The 15,081-nt window shown below is 53.0% G+C and carries 16 protein-coding genes; 14 read left to right on the top strand and 2 right to left on the bottom strand.

The window, feature by feature from the left end:
* The first annotated feature begins 45 nt into the window (after positions 1–45).
* The 7 genes from glgP to Q8L79_RS19935 all read left to right on the top strand — a co-directional run bounded on the left by glgP (position 46) and on the right by Q8L79_RS19935 (position 5,776).
* On the top strand, positions 46–2,592 hold the full coding sequence (gene glgP, locus Q8L79_RS19965; RefSeq protein WP_305274454.1) for an alpha-glucan family phosphorylase: 2,547 nt from the start codon (positions 46–48) through the stop codon (positions 2,590–2,592).
* A gap of 22 nt (positions 2,593–2,614) precedes the next feature.
* A complete protein-coding gene (locus tag Q8L79_RS19960; RefSeq protein WP_305274453.1) occupies positions 2,615–2,896 on the top strand; it encodes a hypothetical protein in 282 nt (93 codons plus the stop codon).
* A gap of 79 nt (positions 2,897–2,975) precedes the next feature.
* Complete coding sequence (locus tag Q8L79_RS19955) at positions 2,976–4,001, top strand: class I fructose-bisphosphate aldolase (protein WP_305274452.1); 1,026 nt, start codon at positions 2,976–2,978, stop codon at positions 3,999–4,001.
* A 296-nt stretch (positions 4,002–4,297) separates the two neighbouring features.
* Positions 4,298–4,621 (top strand): BON domain-containing protein, encoded by a 324-nt coding sequence (locus Q8L79_RS19950; protein ID WP_305274451.1) that lies wholly within the window; start codon positions 4,298–4,300, stop codon positions 4,619–4,621.
* Between the two features lie 13 nt (positions 4,622–4,634).
* The gene (locus Q8L79_RS19945; protein ID WP_305274450.1) at positions 4,635–4,856 is read left to right on the top strand and encodes a DUF883 C-terminal domain-containing protein; all 222 of its coding nucleotides are present in this window, start codon (positions 4,635–4,637) and stop codon (positions 4,854–4,856) included.
* 10 nt (positions 4,857–4,866) lie between these two features.
* A complete protein-coding gene (locus Q8L79_RS19940; protein WP_305274449.1) occupies positions 4,867–5,310 on the top strand; it encodes a phage holin family protein in 444 nt (147 codons plus the stop codon).
* 1 nt (position 5,311) lies between these two features.
* A complete protein-coding gene (locus tag Q8L79_RS19935) occupies positions 5,312–5,776 on the top strand; it encodes a hypothetical protein (RefSeq protein ID WP_305274448.1) in 465 nt (154 codons plus the stop codon).
* A 278-nt stretch (positions 5,777–6,054) separates the two neighbouring features.
* Here Q8L79_RS19935 and smbP read toward each other — a convergent pair whose 3' ends face one another.
* The gene (smbP, locus tag Q8L79_RS19930; RefSeq protein WP_305274447.1) at positions 6,055–6,372 is read right to left on the bottom strand and encodes a small metal-binding protein SmbP; all 318 of its coding nucleotides are present in this window, start codon (positions 6,370–6,372) and stop codon (positions 6,055–6,057) included.
* A 98-nt stretch (positions 6,373–6,470) separates the two neighbouring features.
* Entirely contained in the window at positions 6,471–6,659 is a 189-nt protein-coding gene (locus Q8L79_RS19925; RefSeq protein WP_305274446.1) for a CsbD family protein, read from the bottom strand.
* Positions 6,660–7,209: 550 nt separating this feature from the next.
* Between Q8L79_RS19925 and Q8L79_RS19920 the strand changes: the two genes are divergently transcribed.
* The 7 genes from Q8L79_RS19920 to Q8L79_RS19890 all read left to right on the top strand — a co-directional run bounded on the left by Q8L79_RS19920 (position 7,210) and on the right by Q8L79_RS19890 (position 14,992).
* Entirely contained in the window at positions 7,210–7,956 is a 747-nt protein-coding gene (locus Q8L79_RS19920; RefSeq protein WP_370870068.1) for a Crp/Fnr family transcriptional regulator, read from the top strand.
* 244 nt (positions 7,957–8,200) lie between these two features.
* Entirely contained in the window at positions 8,201–11,701 is a 3,501-nt protein-coding gene (locus Q8L79_RS19915; protein WP_305274445.1) for a PAS domain S-box protein, read from the top strand.
* Positions 11,698–12,534, top strand: a complete 837-nt coding sequence (locus Q8L79_RS19910; RefSeq protein ID WP_305274444.1) for a response regulator — start codon at positions 11,698–11,700, stop codon at positions 12,532–12,534. Before Q8L79_RS19915 ends, Q8L79_RS19910 begins: the two co-directional genes overlap by 4 nt.
* A gap of 585 nt (positions 12,535–13,119) precedes the next feature.
* Positions 13,120–13,506, top strand: a complete 387-nt coding sequence (locus Q8L79_RS19905) for a DUF4398 domain-containing protein (protein WP_305274442.1) — start codon at positions 13,120–13,122, stop codon at positions 13,504–13,506.
* Between the two features lie 18 nt (positions 13,507–13,524).
* On the top strand, positions 13,525–14,325 hold the full coding sequence (locus tag Q8L79_RS19900; protein ID WP_305274441.1) for an OmpA family protein: 801 nt from the start codon (positions 13,525–13,527) through the stop codon (positions 14,323–14,325).
* Between the two features lie 83 nt (positions 14,326–14,408).
* On the top strand, positions 14,409–14,696 hold the full coding sequence (locus Q8L79_RS19895; protein ID WP_305274439.1) for a hypothetical protein: 288 nt from the start codon (positions 14,409–14,411) through the stop codon (positions 14,694–14,696).
* Positions 14,697–14,845: 149 nt separating this feature from the next.
* Entirely contained in the window at positions 14,846–14,992 is a 147-nt protein-coding gene (locus tag Q8L79_RS19890) for a DUF3309 domain-containing protein (RefSeq protein WP_305274437.1), read from the top strand.
* Positions 14,993–15,081: the final 89 nt, after the last annotated feature.

Here is a 15,081-nt window from a genome sequence, read left to right as displayed (position 1 = left end):
CTTTATTTTGCGGCTAAAGTATTTTTCGTTACGGACGGAGAAACCATGAGCAAAAAAACACGCGTGTGCAGTCCTGTTTACAGCCTTCTGCCTATCCAAATCGAAGGGTTTGATGCCTTGGCTGAGCTCGCTCTGAATATCCGCTGGTCATGGAACCATGCTACCGATGAAGTGTGGCGACAGCTTGATCCTGAACTATGGGAAATCACCCATAACCCCTGGGTTGTCCTGCAAACCGTTTCGCGTGACCGGATCGAGTATCTGTTAGCCGATCCGGATTTTCGCAAACATGTTGATGATTTGTTGCAGACCAAGTCGCAAGCGGTGGAGGCGCCTGCGTGGTTTCAGCGGGATCAGCCGCAGAGCCCACTGAGCTGCGTCGCCTATTTCAGCATGGAATTTATGTTGAGCGAAGCATTGCCGATCTACTCGGGCGGGCTTGGCAATGTCGCCGGCGATCAGCTCAAAGCCGCAAGCGATCTGGGCGTACCGGTAGTCGGCGTGGGCCTGCTCTACCAACAAGGCTATTTTCGCCAGGTCATCGACAAGGATGGGTCCCAACAAGCCCTGTTCCCGTACAACGATCCCGGACAATTGCCGATTACGCCCGTACGTCAAGAAAACGGCGAGTGGTTGCGGCTGGCAATTGTGTTATCCGGTTACTCGGTCTGGCTGCGCATCTGGCAGGTTCGGGTCGGCAAAATCAGGCTTTACTTGCTGGACAGCAACGATCCGGCGAACTTTCCTGCTCACCGGGGGATTACCAGCGAGCTGTACGGCGGCGGACTGGAGCTGCGCCTCAAACAGGAGTTGCTGCTGGGGATCGGCGGCTGGCGACTGCTCGATCAGCTGGGCATTCAACCGGAAGTCTGCCATCTGAATGAAGGGCATGCCGCCTTTGCGGTGTTGGAACGCGCCCGCTGTTTCATGCAAAAAACCGGGCAGCCTTTCGAAGTCGCGCTGGCGGTCACTCGCGCGGGCAACCTGTTTACGACCCATACCGCAGTGGCGGCGGGATTCGACCGTTTCTCTCCGTGTCTGATCAATCAATACCTCTGCCGTTATGCCCAGCAAAAGCTCGGTATAAGCGTCGACGATTTACTGGCGCTGGGCCGCCAGAATCCGAACGACGCGTCGGAAAGTTTCAATATGGCTTATCTGGCAATCCGCGGCAGCGGAGCGGTCAATGGCGTAAGCCGCTTGCATAAACAAGTCAGCCGGAATTTCTTTGCGCCTCTTTTTCCGCATTGGCCGCTGGCCGAAGTGCCGGTCGGACACGTAACCAACGGGGTCCACATGCCGACCTGGGACTCTGCAGCGGCCGACGATCTGTGGACCGAAGCCTGCGGCAAGGATCGTTGGCTGGGGACGATGGAAACCCTGGAACAGGACATGCGTCGCGTCCCCGACACCAGACTCTGGCAATTTCGTACCGCCGCCAGCAAATCTCTCGTTGAATACGCCGGCGAGCGTCTGGCAAGACAATTGGAGGCAGCCGGCGAACCGCCCGAAGCGCTTGAACAGGCAAAACATCTATTTGACCCTTATGCGTTGACATTGGGCTTTGCGCGGCGCTTCGCGACCTACAAGAGGCCGAACCTGCTGCTGCACGATCCGGAGCGGCTACTTCGTCTATTAACCAATGTTCAGCGACCGGTACAACTTATTATTGCCGGTAAAGCCCATCCGGCAGACCTCGCGGGACAAGACCTGATCAGGGAATGGATGCATTTCATCCAGAGGCACGGGGCCGAGGCTCGGGTCATTTTCCTCAGCGACTACGACATGTATTTGACCGAGTGTCTGGTACAGGGAGTGGATGTCTGGATAAACACGCCGCGCCGACCCTGGGAGGCGTGCGGAACCAGCGGCATGAAAGTACTCGTCAATGGCGGCCTCAATGTCTCGGTACTGGACGGCTGGTGGGCGGAAGCTTACAAGCCTGGGCTGGGCTGGGCGCTGGGCGATGGCCTGGGGCATGGCAAAGGCCCCGCCGGGGATGCTGCCGATGCCGAGGCGCTCTACGATCTGCTTGAGCAGGAAGTGATTCCGGAGTTTTATAACCGGGATGAGAACGGCATTCCAACAGCATGGATCGAACGGATGAGGGAAAGCATGGCGCAATTGACGCCTCGCTTCTCCGTCAATCGCACGGTATGCGAATATACCAAGCAACACTACCTTCCGGCTGCCATCGATTACCATTTACGCGCTGCCGATGACTGCGCAATCGGCAAACAAATGGTCGACTGGAAACGCGATCTGGACCAGAAATGGGCCGCACTGCACTTCGGCAAAATAAAAGTCGAGACGCGCGGCGAGCATCATCTGTTTGAGGTTCAGGTTTATTTACACAACCTCGACCCCAAGGCCGTGCGGGTGGAAATTTACGCCGAAGGCGTCATGAACGATGCCCCTGTGCGCCAGCAAATGACGCTTCTTCGCCAACTGGTCGGTTCATCGGGCGGCTACGTTTACTGCCTTGCGGTGTCTGCGGAGCGTCCCTCGACGGATTACACGGCGCGATTGATACCTTACTGCGACGGTATGGCGATTCCGCTGGAAGACACGCGCATCCTATGGCAGCGATGATCGGATTCGATGGAAAAATACGATGAATAAATCAACCGCAATTACCTGCCTGTTTGTGGATATCGGCGGCGTCCTGCTCAGCAACGGCTGGGATCATCACATCCGTAAGCTGGCAGCGACCGATTTCAAGCTGGATTGGGGCGAGATGGAGGGACGGCATCACTTGAACTTCAATCTCTACGAGGAAGACAAGCTCACGCCGGAGGAATATCTGGAGCGGGTGGTGTTTCATCAGCAACGGCCGTTTACTCCGGCTCAGTTTCGGAGTTCACGTTCGCGCAATCGCAGCCTTTCAGGGAGATGATCGAGCTGATCACTCAGCTCAAAATCCGGCACGGCCAGGACCTGCCGGAAATCCGCAACTGGAAATGGAGCAATCCCCAATGAATGCACAAGAGTTGATAGACACGGCAAAAAAGCTGGTTACAGGCGATAAAGGCCTGCTGGCGATGGATGAAAGTAATCCGACCTGTAACAAACGCTTTGCCAAGGTGGGAATTCCCCAGACCGAAGAGATGCGGCGCGCCTATCGGGAATTGATCATCACCACGCCAGGGCTTAATGAAAGTATTAGCGGAGCGATCCTCTCCGACGAGACCATCCGCCAGCATAAGAAAGGCGGCACCCCCTTTGTTAAAGCCATTACCGACACCGGTATCATTCCCGGTATCAAAGTTGACGCCGGGACAAAAGACATGGCCGGGCATCCCGGAGAAAAAATAACCGAAGGTCTGGACGGGTTAGGCGAACGCTTGACTGAATACGGCCAAATGGGCGCTCGATTCGCCAAATGGCGCGCAGTGATTGTCATAGATGATGGCCTTGTTCCCAGCCGGGGTTGCATTGAAGCCAACGCGCAGGCACTGGCCCGCTACGCCGCGCTATGCCAGGAAGCCGGAATCGTTCCCGTGGTCGAGCCGGAAATCCTGATGGACGGCGATCATACGCTGGAGCGATGCTTTCAGGTAACGGAAGAAGTCCTGCATACGGTTTTCGACCAGCTTTACCGGCAAAGGGTGATGCTGGAAGGTATGCTGCTGAAGCCTAACATGGTACTTCCGGGTTTAGCCTGTCTCAAGCAGGAAACGGTGAATGAGGTGGCCGATGCTACGGTGATCTGCCTGTTGCGTGCCGTCCCCGCTGCCGTTCCGGGGATTACGTTTTTGTCGGGCGGCCAATCCGCTGAACTGGCCTCGGCCCGTTTGAATGCGATGAATGGCGGCCTCAAGTCGCGACTGCCGTGGGCATTGTCATTTTCATTCGCCCGCGCCATCCAGCAACCGGCGTTGGAAATTTGGCAAGGCGAGGAGTCTCACGTATTGGCGGCGCAGCAAGCTTTGTATCATCGCGCCAAATGCAACCGGGCTGCGCGCCGCGGCGAATACAGTGCCGCCATGGAAAAGACATGAGCCTCTGGCTGTTATTAAGTTAAGCCTGATTTCGCGCTCACAACAGATACTTACCCACTTACGAAACTCTGCTGTATGTGCTCTACCGTACCGACAGAGGCTAATCTTGCGGTTAAAGTTGAACTCAAGGTTTTTGGCGAATAGTCGTGCAAAAGCCTGCAATTTATTTAGAAACAGCACCTTATCGTTAGTCGGCTGATTTTTTGTATTTGCTTTTTTACCGGTAGACCGTTCACTCTGAAGCCTGTCGAAGGTTTTTTTCAGTCTATCTTAGGCATTTAACTGGAGATTTAACCATGAAATATATTATTAGATTTTTTTCCGCATTTTTTTTGACACTGACCTTATTAACTGCCGGAGGCTGTGCATCGACGCACAAAACTGCAGGAACGGGAGAATATGTTGACGACAGCGTCATTACCACCAAAGTCAAGGCAGCCCTGCTAAACGATCCTGATGTAAGCGCCGCCGAGGTCAATGTTGAAACCTTCAAGGGCGTGGTTCAATTGAGCGGTTTCGTCAATTCCCGTGCCGATATGAATAAAGCGATGGAAATTGCCCGCGGCGTTGCAGGCGTGGAGTCAGTCAAAAATGACATGCGGCTCAAAGGCTCGAATTAAGTAAGGAAATAATATGGAAACCATAGACACAACATCTGATTTCGCACATGAGACTGTTGACCAGATAGCCGGTGCAGCGATAGAAGCGTTCGGCGAAACTGGAGAGCAACTGAATGATGCCGAGCAGAAAATGCTAAATGATTTCCGCGATTTTATTCACGACAACCCGATCACATCGGTGAGTATTGCAGTGGCGGCAGGATTTTTGCTGAGCCGCTTTCTGGTCATTCGTTAAGGCGGTCATCATGGATCGGAACGCGGCAAATAATGAGGCTCCTGATCAGACTGCAACAGACGGCAATCCTGAAAAAATTTCCGGCATACTGGAAAATACTCAAGCGTTATGGCACGAGCTATACGGATTCAGCCACGATTGCTTTCATCTGATAGCGCTGGAGGCGCGACGAGCGGGCCAGAATCTGGTATCCATGATCATCGCCGGTGTGATGATCGCGGTCTTGCTGATCGGCGTATGGCTGGGGCTCATAGCCGCCGCCATACTATGGCTGGTTGAGCATGGCGTCACAGCAAGCAGCGCCATATTGCTCGCCGTGGTTTTTACCTTGCTGCTCACACTGATCCTTATGGTGATGATACGCCGCAAGAGCCGTTATCTACAATTCCCGGCAACTGTCCGCAGTCTTCAGCCGATGCCTTTCCCACAGCGTCCTGATAAAGAGGAGTCTTGAGATGCCTCACCTTGTAAACCAAAATCAATCCAGGTTCCTGACGGATCAAATCAAAGATGCCGAGCGGCAGGTGTTGAAACGTCAACAGGTGGTCGATCTTCGGACAACAAAATTGGTTCAAAAAATATACCAACAGCTGACCGATCCGGCTTCTTTGCTGCTGGCGGGCGGGATCGGTTTTATTATTGGCGAAATCACCAAACGCCAACCTGCCAAAGTTCGCAGCACTGTCGATAAAGCGCAAAGTACCGAGAAAAGTACCGAGACAAGTCCCTTGAGGACCGCTCTAAATCTCCTAACTTCGGCGCAAACGTTATACACGGCCTTACCTCTGGCATGGATAATGAAATCCCGCTATCGGCCGGGCACCTCGGCTCAAGCGCCTAAACAAAAACCCCATCCTGTGCCGACTTCCGGAGCAACGCAGAATCGTCGCAGATATAATCGCCGAAAACCACTGTCATAACGAATCGCGCACAACAAGACAGGCCACCGCTCCCGGACCGGGGAAAACTTTTCAAGCCTTGCGTGGACCAGGCCTTTTTAGTATGTGCGTAACATCAATTTACCCTAAAAACCGCGATTGAGACATGAAAGCCGTTCGGCTCACTTTATAGACCGGTAATTTATTTGGGTATTTTCATGCTTTTGCGTTTTTAGATTAATGAGATCGCCGCCGTGATTTTGGACCGCGCATAAAAAAGGCGGGCTATTTTCGCCCGCCGTCCTTTGCAGCTAAGCCCGTTATTCCGCAGCTTTTAGATGCGTTACAGCCTCTTCGGCGGCTTTTTTCGCCATGTCGGCGTGTCCCTGCTTGCCGTGAGTGATCGCACTATCCAGGCTCGTGATACCGGCATCCAGATGTTCATCCGCAGTTTTCGCATGGGCTTTGGCTTTCTCCGCATGTTCGACAATTTCCTTTGCATCATCGGCTTTGGCAGCGGCCTTCGCATGTTTAAGCGCTTCCTCTGCGTGTTCTTCGGCAGCATAGGCACCCAACGAACACAAGCTTAAAACGATGCCTGCACATAAACCTGTACGTTTTATATTGGTAAGTTTCATAATTATTTCCTGTGCAAAAATATGTAAGAGTATTTCATTGCGCCATGCAGCAGCAGGCCTCTTCCGACTGACCTGCTGCCGCCCGGCAATGTCCGGTTTTAGTGACCCTTCTTAATCGTATCCTTAACATCTTCCTTGACATCGCCATAGCCTGCCTGGCCTTTACCTACGTTCTTTTGGACTTTACCTTTTATTTCCATTTCCTCGTCATCTATCATCTTACCGGCGACTTCTTTGGCTTTACCTTTGGTTTGTTCGACCCGGCCTTTTACTTGATCTTTGTTCATGAGTGTCTCCAGATAATTAATTAAACCATGACCACAACGCCATGCCCAAAGCGGGGAATGACGTTTCCCCGCTTGTATGAACAATACACACAAAACCGGACTCGTTCAGTGCGGCAACGAACATTGAAGTGGCTGTAACCGGATATATAATAGATATAACCTCACATTGGTATACGGGTCTTTAGCGGCACCGTATTCCGGTAAATTCGCCGACATCCGCGCATACAGTAATTCTGGGCCGACAATAGCTTTAGAAGCATCGCGTTAGAGAGCCTGGTTTTCTCTCGGAAACACCCGTATACGGGTAAAGTTTGGTAACCGGTCCCGAAAAACTAAAACCAGCACTGCTCGTATCGGCTTTTATTTTGTCCTGATAAAACTGACCGCTGCATTTCATTTACGTATCATTCAAAACTCAAATTCCTAATCCTTACCTAATACTGTGTTATAACGGAGCACAGACTCAGCAGCCTTTAAAGCCTTACCCTTTTGGTTGTTTCGCTGTTTTTTGGTCTTCAACCTATCGCTCACTTGCCCCAGAAACAAGAAAATGGCCGCCCTTATGTCCGCTCGGCATACCCCCAATCAAAACCATCTTCTCGCTGCTCTGCCTGCGGAAATATTCGAACGACTCTCTTTGCACCTGGAGCTGATCCCGATGCCGCTCGGTGAAGTTCTCTACGAATCCGGCGGCCAATTGCAACACGTTTATTTTCCGACGACCGCTATCGTATCCCTGCACTATGTTATGGAGAATGGCGCATCGGCAGAAGTCGCGGGAGTGGGCAATGAGGGCGTACTCGGAATTTCACTTTTCATGGGCGGCAATTCCACACCCTGCCGTGCCACCGTGCAGACCGGTGGCTACGGTTACCGGCTGAAAGGCCAGTTGATGATTGAGGAATTCAATTGCTCCGGACCCATGATGCGTTTGATGTTGCGCTACACTCAGGCATTAATTACACAGATATCCCAAACTGCGGTCTGCAACCGGCATCATTCGATAGAGCAGCAATTGTGCCGCTGGCTGTTGTTAACCCTCGATCGATTGCCCACGTATGAATTGACCATGACCCAGGAATTGATTGCCTGCATGCTTGGCGTACGTCGCGAAGGCATCACCGAAGCCGCAGGGAACTTGCAGCGCGCCGGTTTGATCAGTTACCGCCGTGGCCACATCACGGTACTTGACCGGTTGGGATTGGAATCCCGCTCTTGCGAGTGTTACAACGTAGTCAAGAAAGAATTCCATCGCTTGCTCTGCGATGCAGAAACCGCTAAGAACCTTTCCAATTAACCATAAAGTTGAGTCGTTCAGGGAGCACCACGATTAATGATATGTTTGTTTGTGCCGGGATTAGCGTATAAGTCATACAGGTTGGGTTTCGCGATAAGCCGCTAACCTGACTTGATATGACGACCAAAGGGCCGATCCGTCTCCAGACCACTTTACGATTTACACAAAGGCAAACCATGTCCGCAAAACTCTCGCTTCCACTCTTATCAACTACGACGCAGACACGACGCCGGGTGAATCTTCCTTGAAAGCGGCTTATAAAATTGTTGTTTCACTTGCCGGAGCGGCCTTGCTGGCTGCACTGGTGGCGATATGGTTCGGGGCTTTCAGACAAATAGAGGACGCTGCCGAGGCGCGAAAGCATACCTACACCTTAATAATCCGCGCAAACGCTTTGCTGTCTGAATTGAAAGATGCGGAGACCGGTCACCGCATTTATTCGCTAACCGGTGACGAAGCATTTCTGGAACCTTACTTGGCGGCGCGCAACAGCATCATTGGCGATCTGCAAGCATTACGCCAGCTTACCTTCGTCAGTGCTGCGCAGAAACATCTGGACGCGCTGACTCCGTTGGCGGATGCCGAATTGGCGGAAATGTCACAGGTCATTGAGCTGCGCCGCCACCACGGCACCACTGCAGTACCGGCAACTGTAGATGGCGGCCAGGGCAAGCATTTGATGGATTCGATGCGCGCCGGGATGGGTAGCTTCATCAAGTTGGAAGAAGATGCGCTGGCGCAGCACGATGCAGAGTTCCAATCGAACATGCGCCATTTGTTTACCATTATTGTTACTTCCAGCTTGTTTGTGCTGCTGTCTGTACTTGTGTTTGCCTATTTTATCTATTCAAAAACACAGCAGCGGCTCAAGCGTTTAGTTAATCTTGAAACACAGCATTTGTTGGATCTTCAGGAAGAGTCGAATAGACAACTGCAGCAAGTCAGCGAAGAGAAGCTCGCAGTTACGCTAAACTCCATCGGCGATGCCGTGATGGCCACCGATGCCGAAGCGCGCGTGACACTCATGAACCCCCTTGCCGAACAGCTCACCGGTTGGACGCAGGCTGAAGCCATCGGTCGTTCGGTGGATGAGATTTTTCACATCATCAGCCAGGAAACGCGTCAACCCGCCGCCATCCCGGTCATGGAAACCTTGGCGCATGGCACGATACAGGGCTTGGCCAATCACACGGTGCTGATCGCACGCGACGGTAGCGAGTGCGATATAGCCGACAGTTGCGCACCGATTCGCGACCGTGGCGGCCAAGTGATCGGCGCGGTGCTGGTGTTCCGCGATGTGACCGAAGAATATGCAGCGCAGCAGGCCCTGAACGACAGTGCCGCGCTGATCCAAACGATTCTGAATACCGTGGTGGACGGCATTATCACCCTCCATGCCCGCGGCGGTATCATAGAGACGGTTAACCCGGCCGCTGAGCAAATGTTTGGCTATACCGCCGCAGAACTTATCGGACAACATTTCAGCATGCTGATACCCGAGCTTGATCGGGATCAGCGCAATGGCTCGCTTGAATATTACAGTGCAAGCGACGAGGCCCGTGCTATCGGCCTTGGACGCGAGGTCGTGGGCCAGCGCAAGGATGGCAGCATGTTCCCGATGGAAATGGCGGTAAGCGAGATGCGGCTGGGCGGACAACGTTACTTCACCGGCATTTTACGTGATAGCACCGCACGCAAGCAGTCGGAAGCGGCGTTACTCAAGGCGGGCGCCTTGCAGAACGCAATTTTTAACAGCGCCAATTTCTCAAGCATCGCCACCGACGCAAAAGGCGTCATTCAGATCTTTAACGTCGGCGCGGAACACATGCTGGGCTACGCGGCCGCCGACGTAATGAACAAGATCACTCCGGCCGACATTTCCGATCCGCAGGAAGTTATCGCACGCGCCAAGGCCTTGAGCGAAGAGCTGTCCACCTCGATCACGCCGGGCTTCGAAGCATTGGTTTTCAAGGCCTCACGCGGCATAGAGGATATTTACGAACTGACCTACATCCGCAAGGATGGCAGCCGCTTCCCGGCGGTCGTGTCGGTCACTGCACTGCGCGACGATCAGGACGCAATTATCGGCTACCTGCTGATCGGCACCGACAATTCCGCGCGCAAGCAGGTTGAAGAGCAACTGCGGTGGACTGAAGAGAGTTTCCGGTTGATGGTGGAAAGCGTGACCGACTACGCCATTGTCATGCTAAATCCGGAGGGCTGCGTAGTTAGCTGGAACAGCGGCGCGCAACGGATCAAAGGCTACAGTACCGAGGAAATCGTCGGCCAGCATTTCTCCAGATTTTATCCCCATGAAGACATCGAGCGCGGCACGCCGCAGCGGGACCTGGACGTCGTAACCGCCAAGGGACGGTTCGAAGACGAGGGCTGGCGGGTGCGCAAGAACGGCTCGACTTTCTGGGCCAATGTAGTCTATACGGCGATACGCGATCAGAGCGGCAATCTGCGCGGCTTCGCCAAGCTGACGAGAGATCTGACCGAACGCAAACGCTTGGATCAGGTGCTGCAGGAAAAAAATGCCGAGCTTGAAAACGCCAAGTCTGTAGCGGAAAAAGCCAACCTCGCCAAATCGGATTTTCTTTCCAGCATGAGCCATGAACTGCGCACCCCGCTCAATGCCATCCTGGGCTTCGCCCAGTTGCTGGAGGCCGGATTGCCGCCGCCAACGGCCGCCCAGATTGTAAGACTGCACCACATTATCAAGGCAGGATGGTATCTGCTGGATCTGATTAACGAGATCCTCGATCTCGCGTTGATAGAGTCCGGCAAGCTATCGCTGTCGCGAGAACCGGTGTCGCTGATCGATGTTATCCTCGAATGCCAGGCCATGATCGAACCGCAGGCGCAACAGCATGACGTCAAGCTGACCTTTCTCCCATTCGACACCACTTGGTTTGCCTATGCCGATCGAACCCGGGTAAAGCAGGTTCTGATCAACCTGCTTTCCAATGCGATCAAATATAACCGCGAGCATGGAACGGTCGAGGTGAAATGCACGGAGAGCACTCCGGAATGCATACGCATCAGCATCAAAGACAGCGGTGCAGGCTTGTCTCCGGACAAATTGGCGCAGCTGTTTCAGCCGTTCAATCGTCTCGGGCAAGAAACCGGCACAGAAGAAGGCACGGGCATCGGTTTGGTGGTAACCAAGCAACTGGTCGAACTGATGGGAGGCACTATCGGCGTTGACAGCACTGTAGGAGCGGGCAGCGAGTTCTGGATCGATCTGATTCGAGACGTTTCACCACAATTTGCCGCCGGACATATAATGCCTGCGGAACTGGTGCCGCAAGCTCAGGAAAACGCGGCACTGCGCACCCTGCTCTATGTGGAAGACAATCCGGCCAACCTGATGCTGGTCGAGCAAATCATTGAGAGCCACCCACACGTACGTATGCTGAGCGCGCGTAATGGCAATCTCGGCATAGCGCTCGCGCACGCCCATCTTCCGGATGTGATCCTGATGGACATCAACCTGCCCGGTATCAGCGGCATCCAAGCCCTGAAAATCCTGCGCGAAGACCCGGTAACGGCACATATCCCCGTCATTGCCCTCAGCGCCAATGCCATGCCCCGGGATATTGAAAGAGGACTGGAGGCGGGATTCTTCCGGTACCTTACCAAACCCATTAAAATCAACGAATTTATGAAAGCGTTGGACGATGCCCTGAAATTTTCTGAAACGGAATTGACCCGCGTAAACGAAACCGGACAAATACAATGATTAGCGAACAAGAAATTCTTAACGCCGGCATTCTGATCGTTGACGATCAGCAATCCAATGTGCTTCTGCTTGATGAAATGCTGCGCGATGTCGGCTATGCCTGCGTTGCGTCGACGACAGATCCCTATGCGGTCTGCGAGCTGCATCGTAAAAACCGCTACGACCTGATCCTGCTCGATCTGCAGATGCCTGACATGGATGGCTTCCAGGTTATGGAAGACCTTAAGGACATCGAAACGGATGGCTACCTTCCGGTACTGGTGATCACTGCCCAGCCGGGCCACAAGCTGCGGGCGCTGACCGCCGGCGCAAAAGATTTTATCAGCAAACCGTTTGATCTGCTCGAAGTACGGACGCGTATCCACAACATGCTGGAAGTGCGGCTGTTGTACAGAAAACTTGAGAATTACAACAAGGTGCTGGAACAAACCGTGCTGGAACGGACCGCCGAACTGCGTGAAAGCGAAACGCGTTTTCGTCGCCTGACTGAACTGTCGTCCGACTGGTATTGGGAACAGGATGAGAGCGGGCATTTCACCAAGATTTTCGGCCCGGTGCTTGAAATGCTCGGAATCCGGGTCGATGACGCACTGGGCAATACAAGAGATGACCAAGGCGCGCGCTGGAATATCAGCGAGCGGGAGATACTGGAGGCGAACCTGTCCGCCAGACGCCCTTTCCTTGATTTCGTCTACAGCCGGACCAATACCGACGGCTCGCGGCAATATTTAATGGTGAGCGGGGAACCGATGTTTAACCCTTCCGGCCGCTTTACCGGCTACCGCGGGATAGGCAAGGACGTGACCGAAACGATGTGCTCCAAGGATGAATAGCAACGCTATCGATTTAAAAAACAGGGTTGTCAATTTGGGAAAGCGCTGACTTAATCTTCCGACAGGCTCAGAATGAAAGTAACATATTGATTCCGTTGCTGGTGATCCTTCGACTGCGCTCAGGACTAAAGGCCTTGCCGGATCATGAGCGAAAATGATTTGTTCAGCGCCCTTTCGAATAAGCCGCAAGAAGATTACCCTCGCCCCCTCCTCCTCATTTCCCCCGGAATTATCATTGGCATGCATGCCGGTATCCAGCGCCATGGATAGCGATTTTTTCCAGAACCTCGCCTATTGCTTCGAAGCGCAGGAAGGTTGCAGGTTTTTCATATTCTTGTGTCTGGGTCTGCTTCGCGCTGACCGATGCTGCGGCCCGGCACCGTTCAATTCTTGGTTATATAGAAGCTTATGTACGCTAACGCACGGTTGGCAACTGAGGAAAGGTATCTAATCATAGCCGATGGTTCTTGAAACCGGTTGTCTGTAACAGGCTCATCCGGATTTCAGGATAGAAAGCGGCAATCGTTGCAATGATTATTTATCGGAACGATTGTGTTAGGTATTTAATTCAATGGATAAAATTTCATGAAAAAGTTTTTCAACCTCAGGTCGTATCGAATCATGTACGGCATCGGCGTAGCTGCTGCCATATTTACAGTCGGTTGCGCGAGCCTCTCGGCGCCCACCGAACAAATGGCTGTTTCCAAGGTTGCGGTAAGCAATGCGGGCACTGCGGGAGGCAATGAGTTTGCACCGCTACAGCTAAAGTCTGCGATAGACAAGATGGATGCCGCCGAGCAGGCCATGGCAGAGGAAGATTATCTACGCGCCCGGCAACTGGCGGAACAAGCGCAGGTTGACGCTCAACTAGCCTCAGCGACGGCGCGTTCAGCCAAAGCCCAGAAAGCGGCAAGCACAATAGAGGAAGATAATCGCGTGTTACGCCAAGAAATCGACCGTAAAGCCCAATAATAATTACCGGAGTTCATCATGCAAAATAATCGATACTTTCCTATGACCTTAATCGCTGCCGCGATCGCTTCCGGTTGTAGTTCGATGCCAAATCAATTGCTCACAGAAGCGCACAGCCATTACGACAGTGCACGGACCAACCCCGAAGTCACCAATCTGGCTGCGCTTGAATTAAAAGACGCAGGCGACACGCTGAACAAAGCGGATGCTGCTTTAAACAAAGATGAAAGCGATGACGCCGTCAATCAACTGGCCTATATCGCCACGCAACAAGTGGGCATCGCGCAGCAAGTCGCCAAACGAAAAACAGCTGAATTAGCGGTTACCAACGCCGGCGCCCAACGCGATGCAACCCGCCTTGAGGCGAGAACGGCCGAAGCCGATGCGGCTCATGCGCTGATCGCTCAACAGGCCATGGAGCTTCAGGCCTTGAACGCCAAGAAAACCGAACGCGGCATGGTGATCACCCTGAACGACGTGCTATTCAGTACCAACAAGTCGCAGTTGGCATCGGGCGGAATCCGCAATGTACAAAAACTGGCCGATTTTCTGACTCAATACCCGCAGCAGAAAGTATTGGTTGAAGGTTATACCGACAGCATCGGCAGCGACAGCTTCAATCAGGAGCTCTCCGACCGACGCGCTTATGCGGTGCGGACGGCTTTGACGGATATGGCAATCAGCAGCGATCGTATTGCCGCACGCGGTTATGGCGAGGCGTTTCCGGTGGCCGGCAATGAAACTGCCGCCAGTCGTCAGTTGAACCGTCGCGTGGAAATCATCCTCTCCGACGAGAACGGCAATATTGTTCCGCGATAGGCCGGCTTCTTTAATCGTCGCTCTTTGAAACACAAACCGACGCAAATTAGCCTAAAAATACTATCAGCGATAAAGAGAACATCATGAAAACTAAAGAAGAACATATAAACAGTCTGGCGGCGGAACTGAAAGACTGGAGCGCTCAAATTGACCTTTTGACGGACAGGACGGAGAGCACAGCGGCTCATGTAAGGGTCAAGTACATCCAGGAACTCAATGACTTACATGCCAAACAGCAGAAAGCCGCTGAAACAATGAAAGAGATGCAGGAAACCGGCGGCGATGCATGGGAAACGGTTAAAGTGACCGCCGATAAGGTCTGGGATGACCTGAAGATTGGCTTGGCAGACGCTACTTCCAAATTCAAATAAGCTGAGTTAGCCTTTCCCGATAGCTGGATTTTGGATATTGCCGCCAGCCTTCTTCCATTCGCCACACACATCATCGAATCGCCCAGGGATCAAGGCCACGCCGTTTGAAATGGTTTTCAGTTTAATGTTTTTCCAGCAGGAGCTCTACCATGTCACCTGGCACAATCTTACTCGTAATTCTCATCCCGATGTTCATTGGCGTTATTCCAGCCTGGCCACATAACCGGGAATGGGGATATGGATCCAGCGCGGGATTCGGGCTGATACTGCTCATCTTACTGATACTGACCTTATAGGACAGAATCCGGCTCCGAAATAACTATTCAGATACCGAAGAAAGCCATGTTGTATCGCGGGTCCTTCTCACGTTGGTGGCTACCTGTGC

Origin of the sequence: Methylobacter sp., from assembly GCF_030680395.1 — a bacterium.
Lineage (GTDB): Bacteria > Pseudomonadota > Gammaproteobacteria > Methylococcales > Methylomonadaceae > Methylobacter_A.
The sequence above is the reverse complement of the archived record's forward strand: the minus strand, read 5'-3'. Positions and strand labels throughout refer to the sequence as shown.

Coding starts and splice junctions, on each gene's coding strand:
- Q8L79_RS19925 (WP_305274446.1), bottom strand. CDS start 6,659: ATGAACAAAGATCAAGTAAAAGGCCGGGTCGAACAAACCAAAGGTAAA.
- Q8L79_RS19935 (WP_305274448.1), top strand. CDS start 5,312: ATGCCTCACCTTGTAAACCAAAATCAATCCAGGTTCCTGACGGATCAA.
- smbP (WP_305274447.1), bottom strand. CDS start 6,372: ATGAAACTTACCAATATAAAACGTACAGGTTTATGTGCAGGCATCGTT.
- Q8L79_RS19945 (WP_305274450.1), top strand. CDS start 4,635: ATGGAAACCATAGACACAACATCTGATTTCGCACATGAGACTGTTGAC.
- Q8L79_RS19905 (WP_305274442.1), top strand. CDS start 13,120: ATGAAAAAGTTTTTCAACCTCAGGTCGTATCGAATCATGTACGGCATC.
- Q8L79_RS19890 (WP_305274437.1), top strand. CDS start 14,846: ATGTCACCTGGCACAATCTTACTCGTAATTCTCATCCCGATGTTCATT.
- Q8L79_RS19940 (WP_305274449.1), top strand. CDS start 4,867: ATGGATCGGAACGCGGCAAATAATGAGGCTCCTGATCAGACTGCAACA.
- Q8L79_RS19955 (WP_305274452.1), top strand. CDS start 2,976: ATGAATGCACAAGAGTTGATAGACACGGCAAAAAAGCTGGTTACAGGC.
- Q8L79_RS19960 (WP_305274453.1), top strand. CDS start 2,615: ATGAATAAATCAACCGCAATTACCTGCCTGTTTGTGGATATCGGCGGC.
- Q8L79_RS19950 (WP_305274451.1), top strand. CDS start 4,298: ATGAAATATATTATTAGATTTTTTTCCGCATTTTTTTTGACACTGACC.
- Q8L79_RS19920 (WP_370870068.1), top strand. CDS start 7,210: ATGGCCGCCCTTATGTCCGCTCGGCATACCCCCAATCAAAACCATCTT.
- Q8L79_RS19910 (WP_305274444.1), top strand. CDS start 11,698: ATGATTAGCGAACAAGAAATTCTTAACGCCGGCATTCTGATCGTTGAC.
- Q8L79_RS19895 (WP_305274439.1), top strand. CDS start 14,409: ATGAAAACTAAAGAAGAACATATAAACAGTCTGGCGGCGGAACTGAAA.
- glgP (WP_305274454.1), top strand. CDS start 46: ATGAGCAAAAAAACACGCGTGTGCAGTCCTGTTTACAGCCTTCTGCCT.
- Q8L79_RS19900 (WP_305274441.1), top strand. CDS start 13,525: ATGCAAAATAATCGATACTTTCCTATGACCTTAATCGCTGCCGCGATC.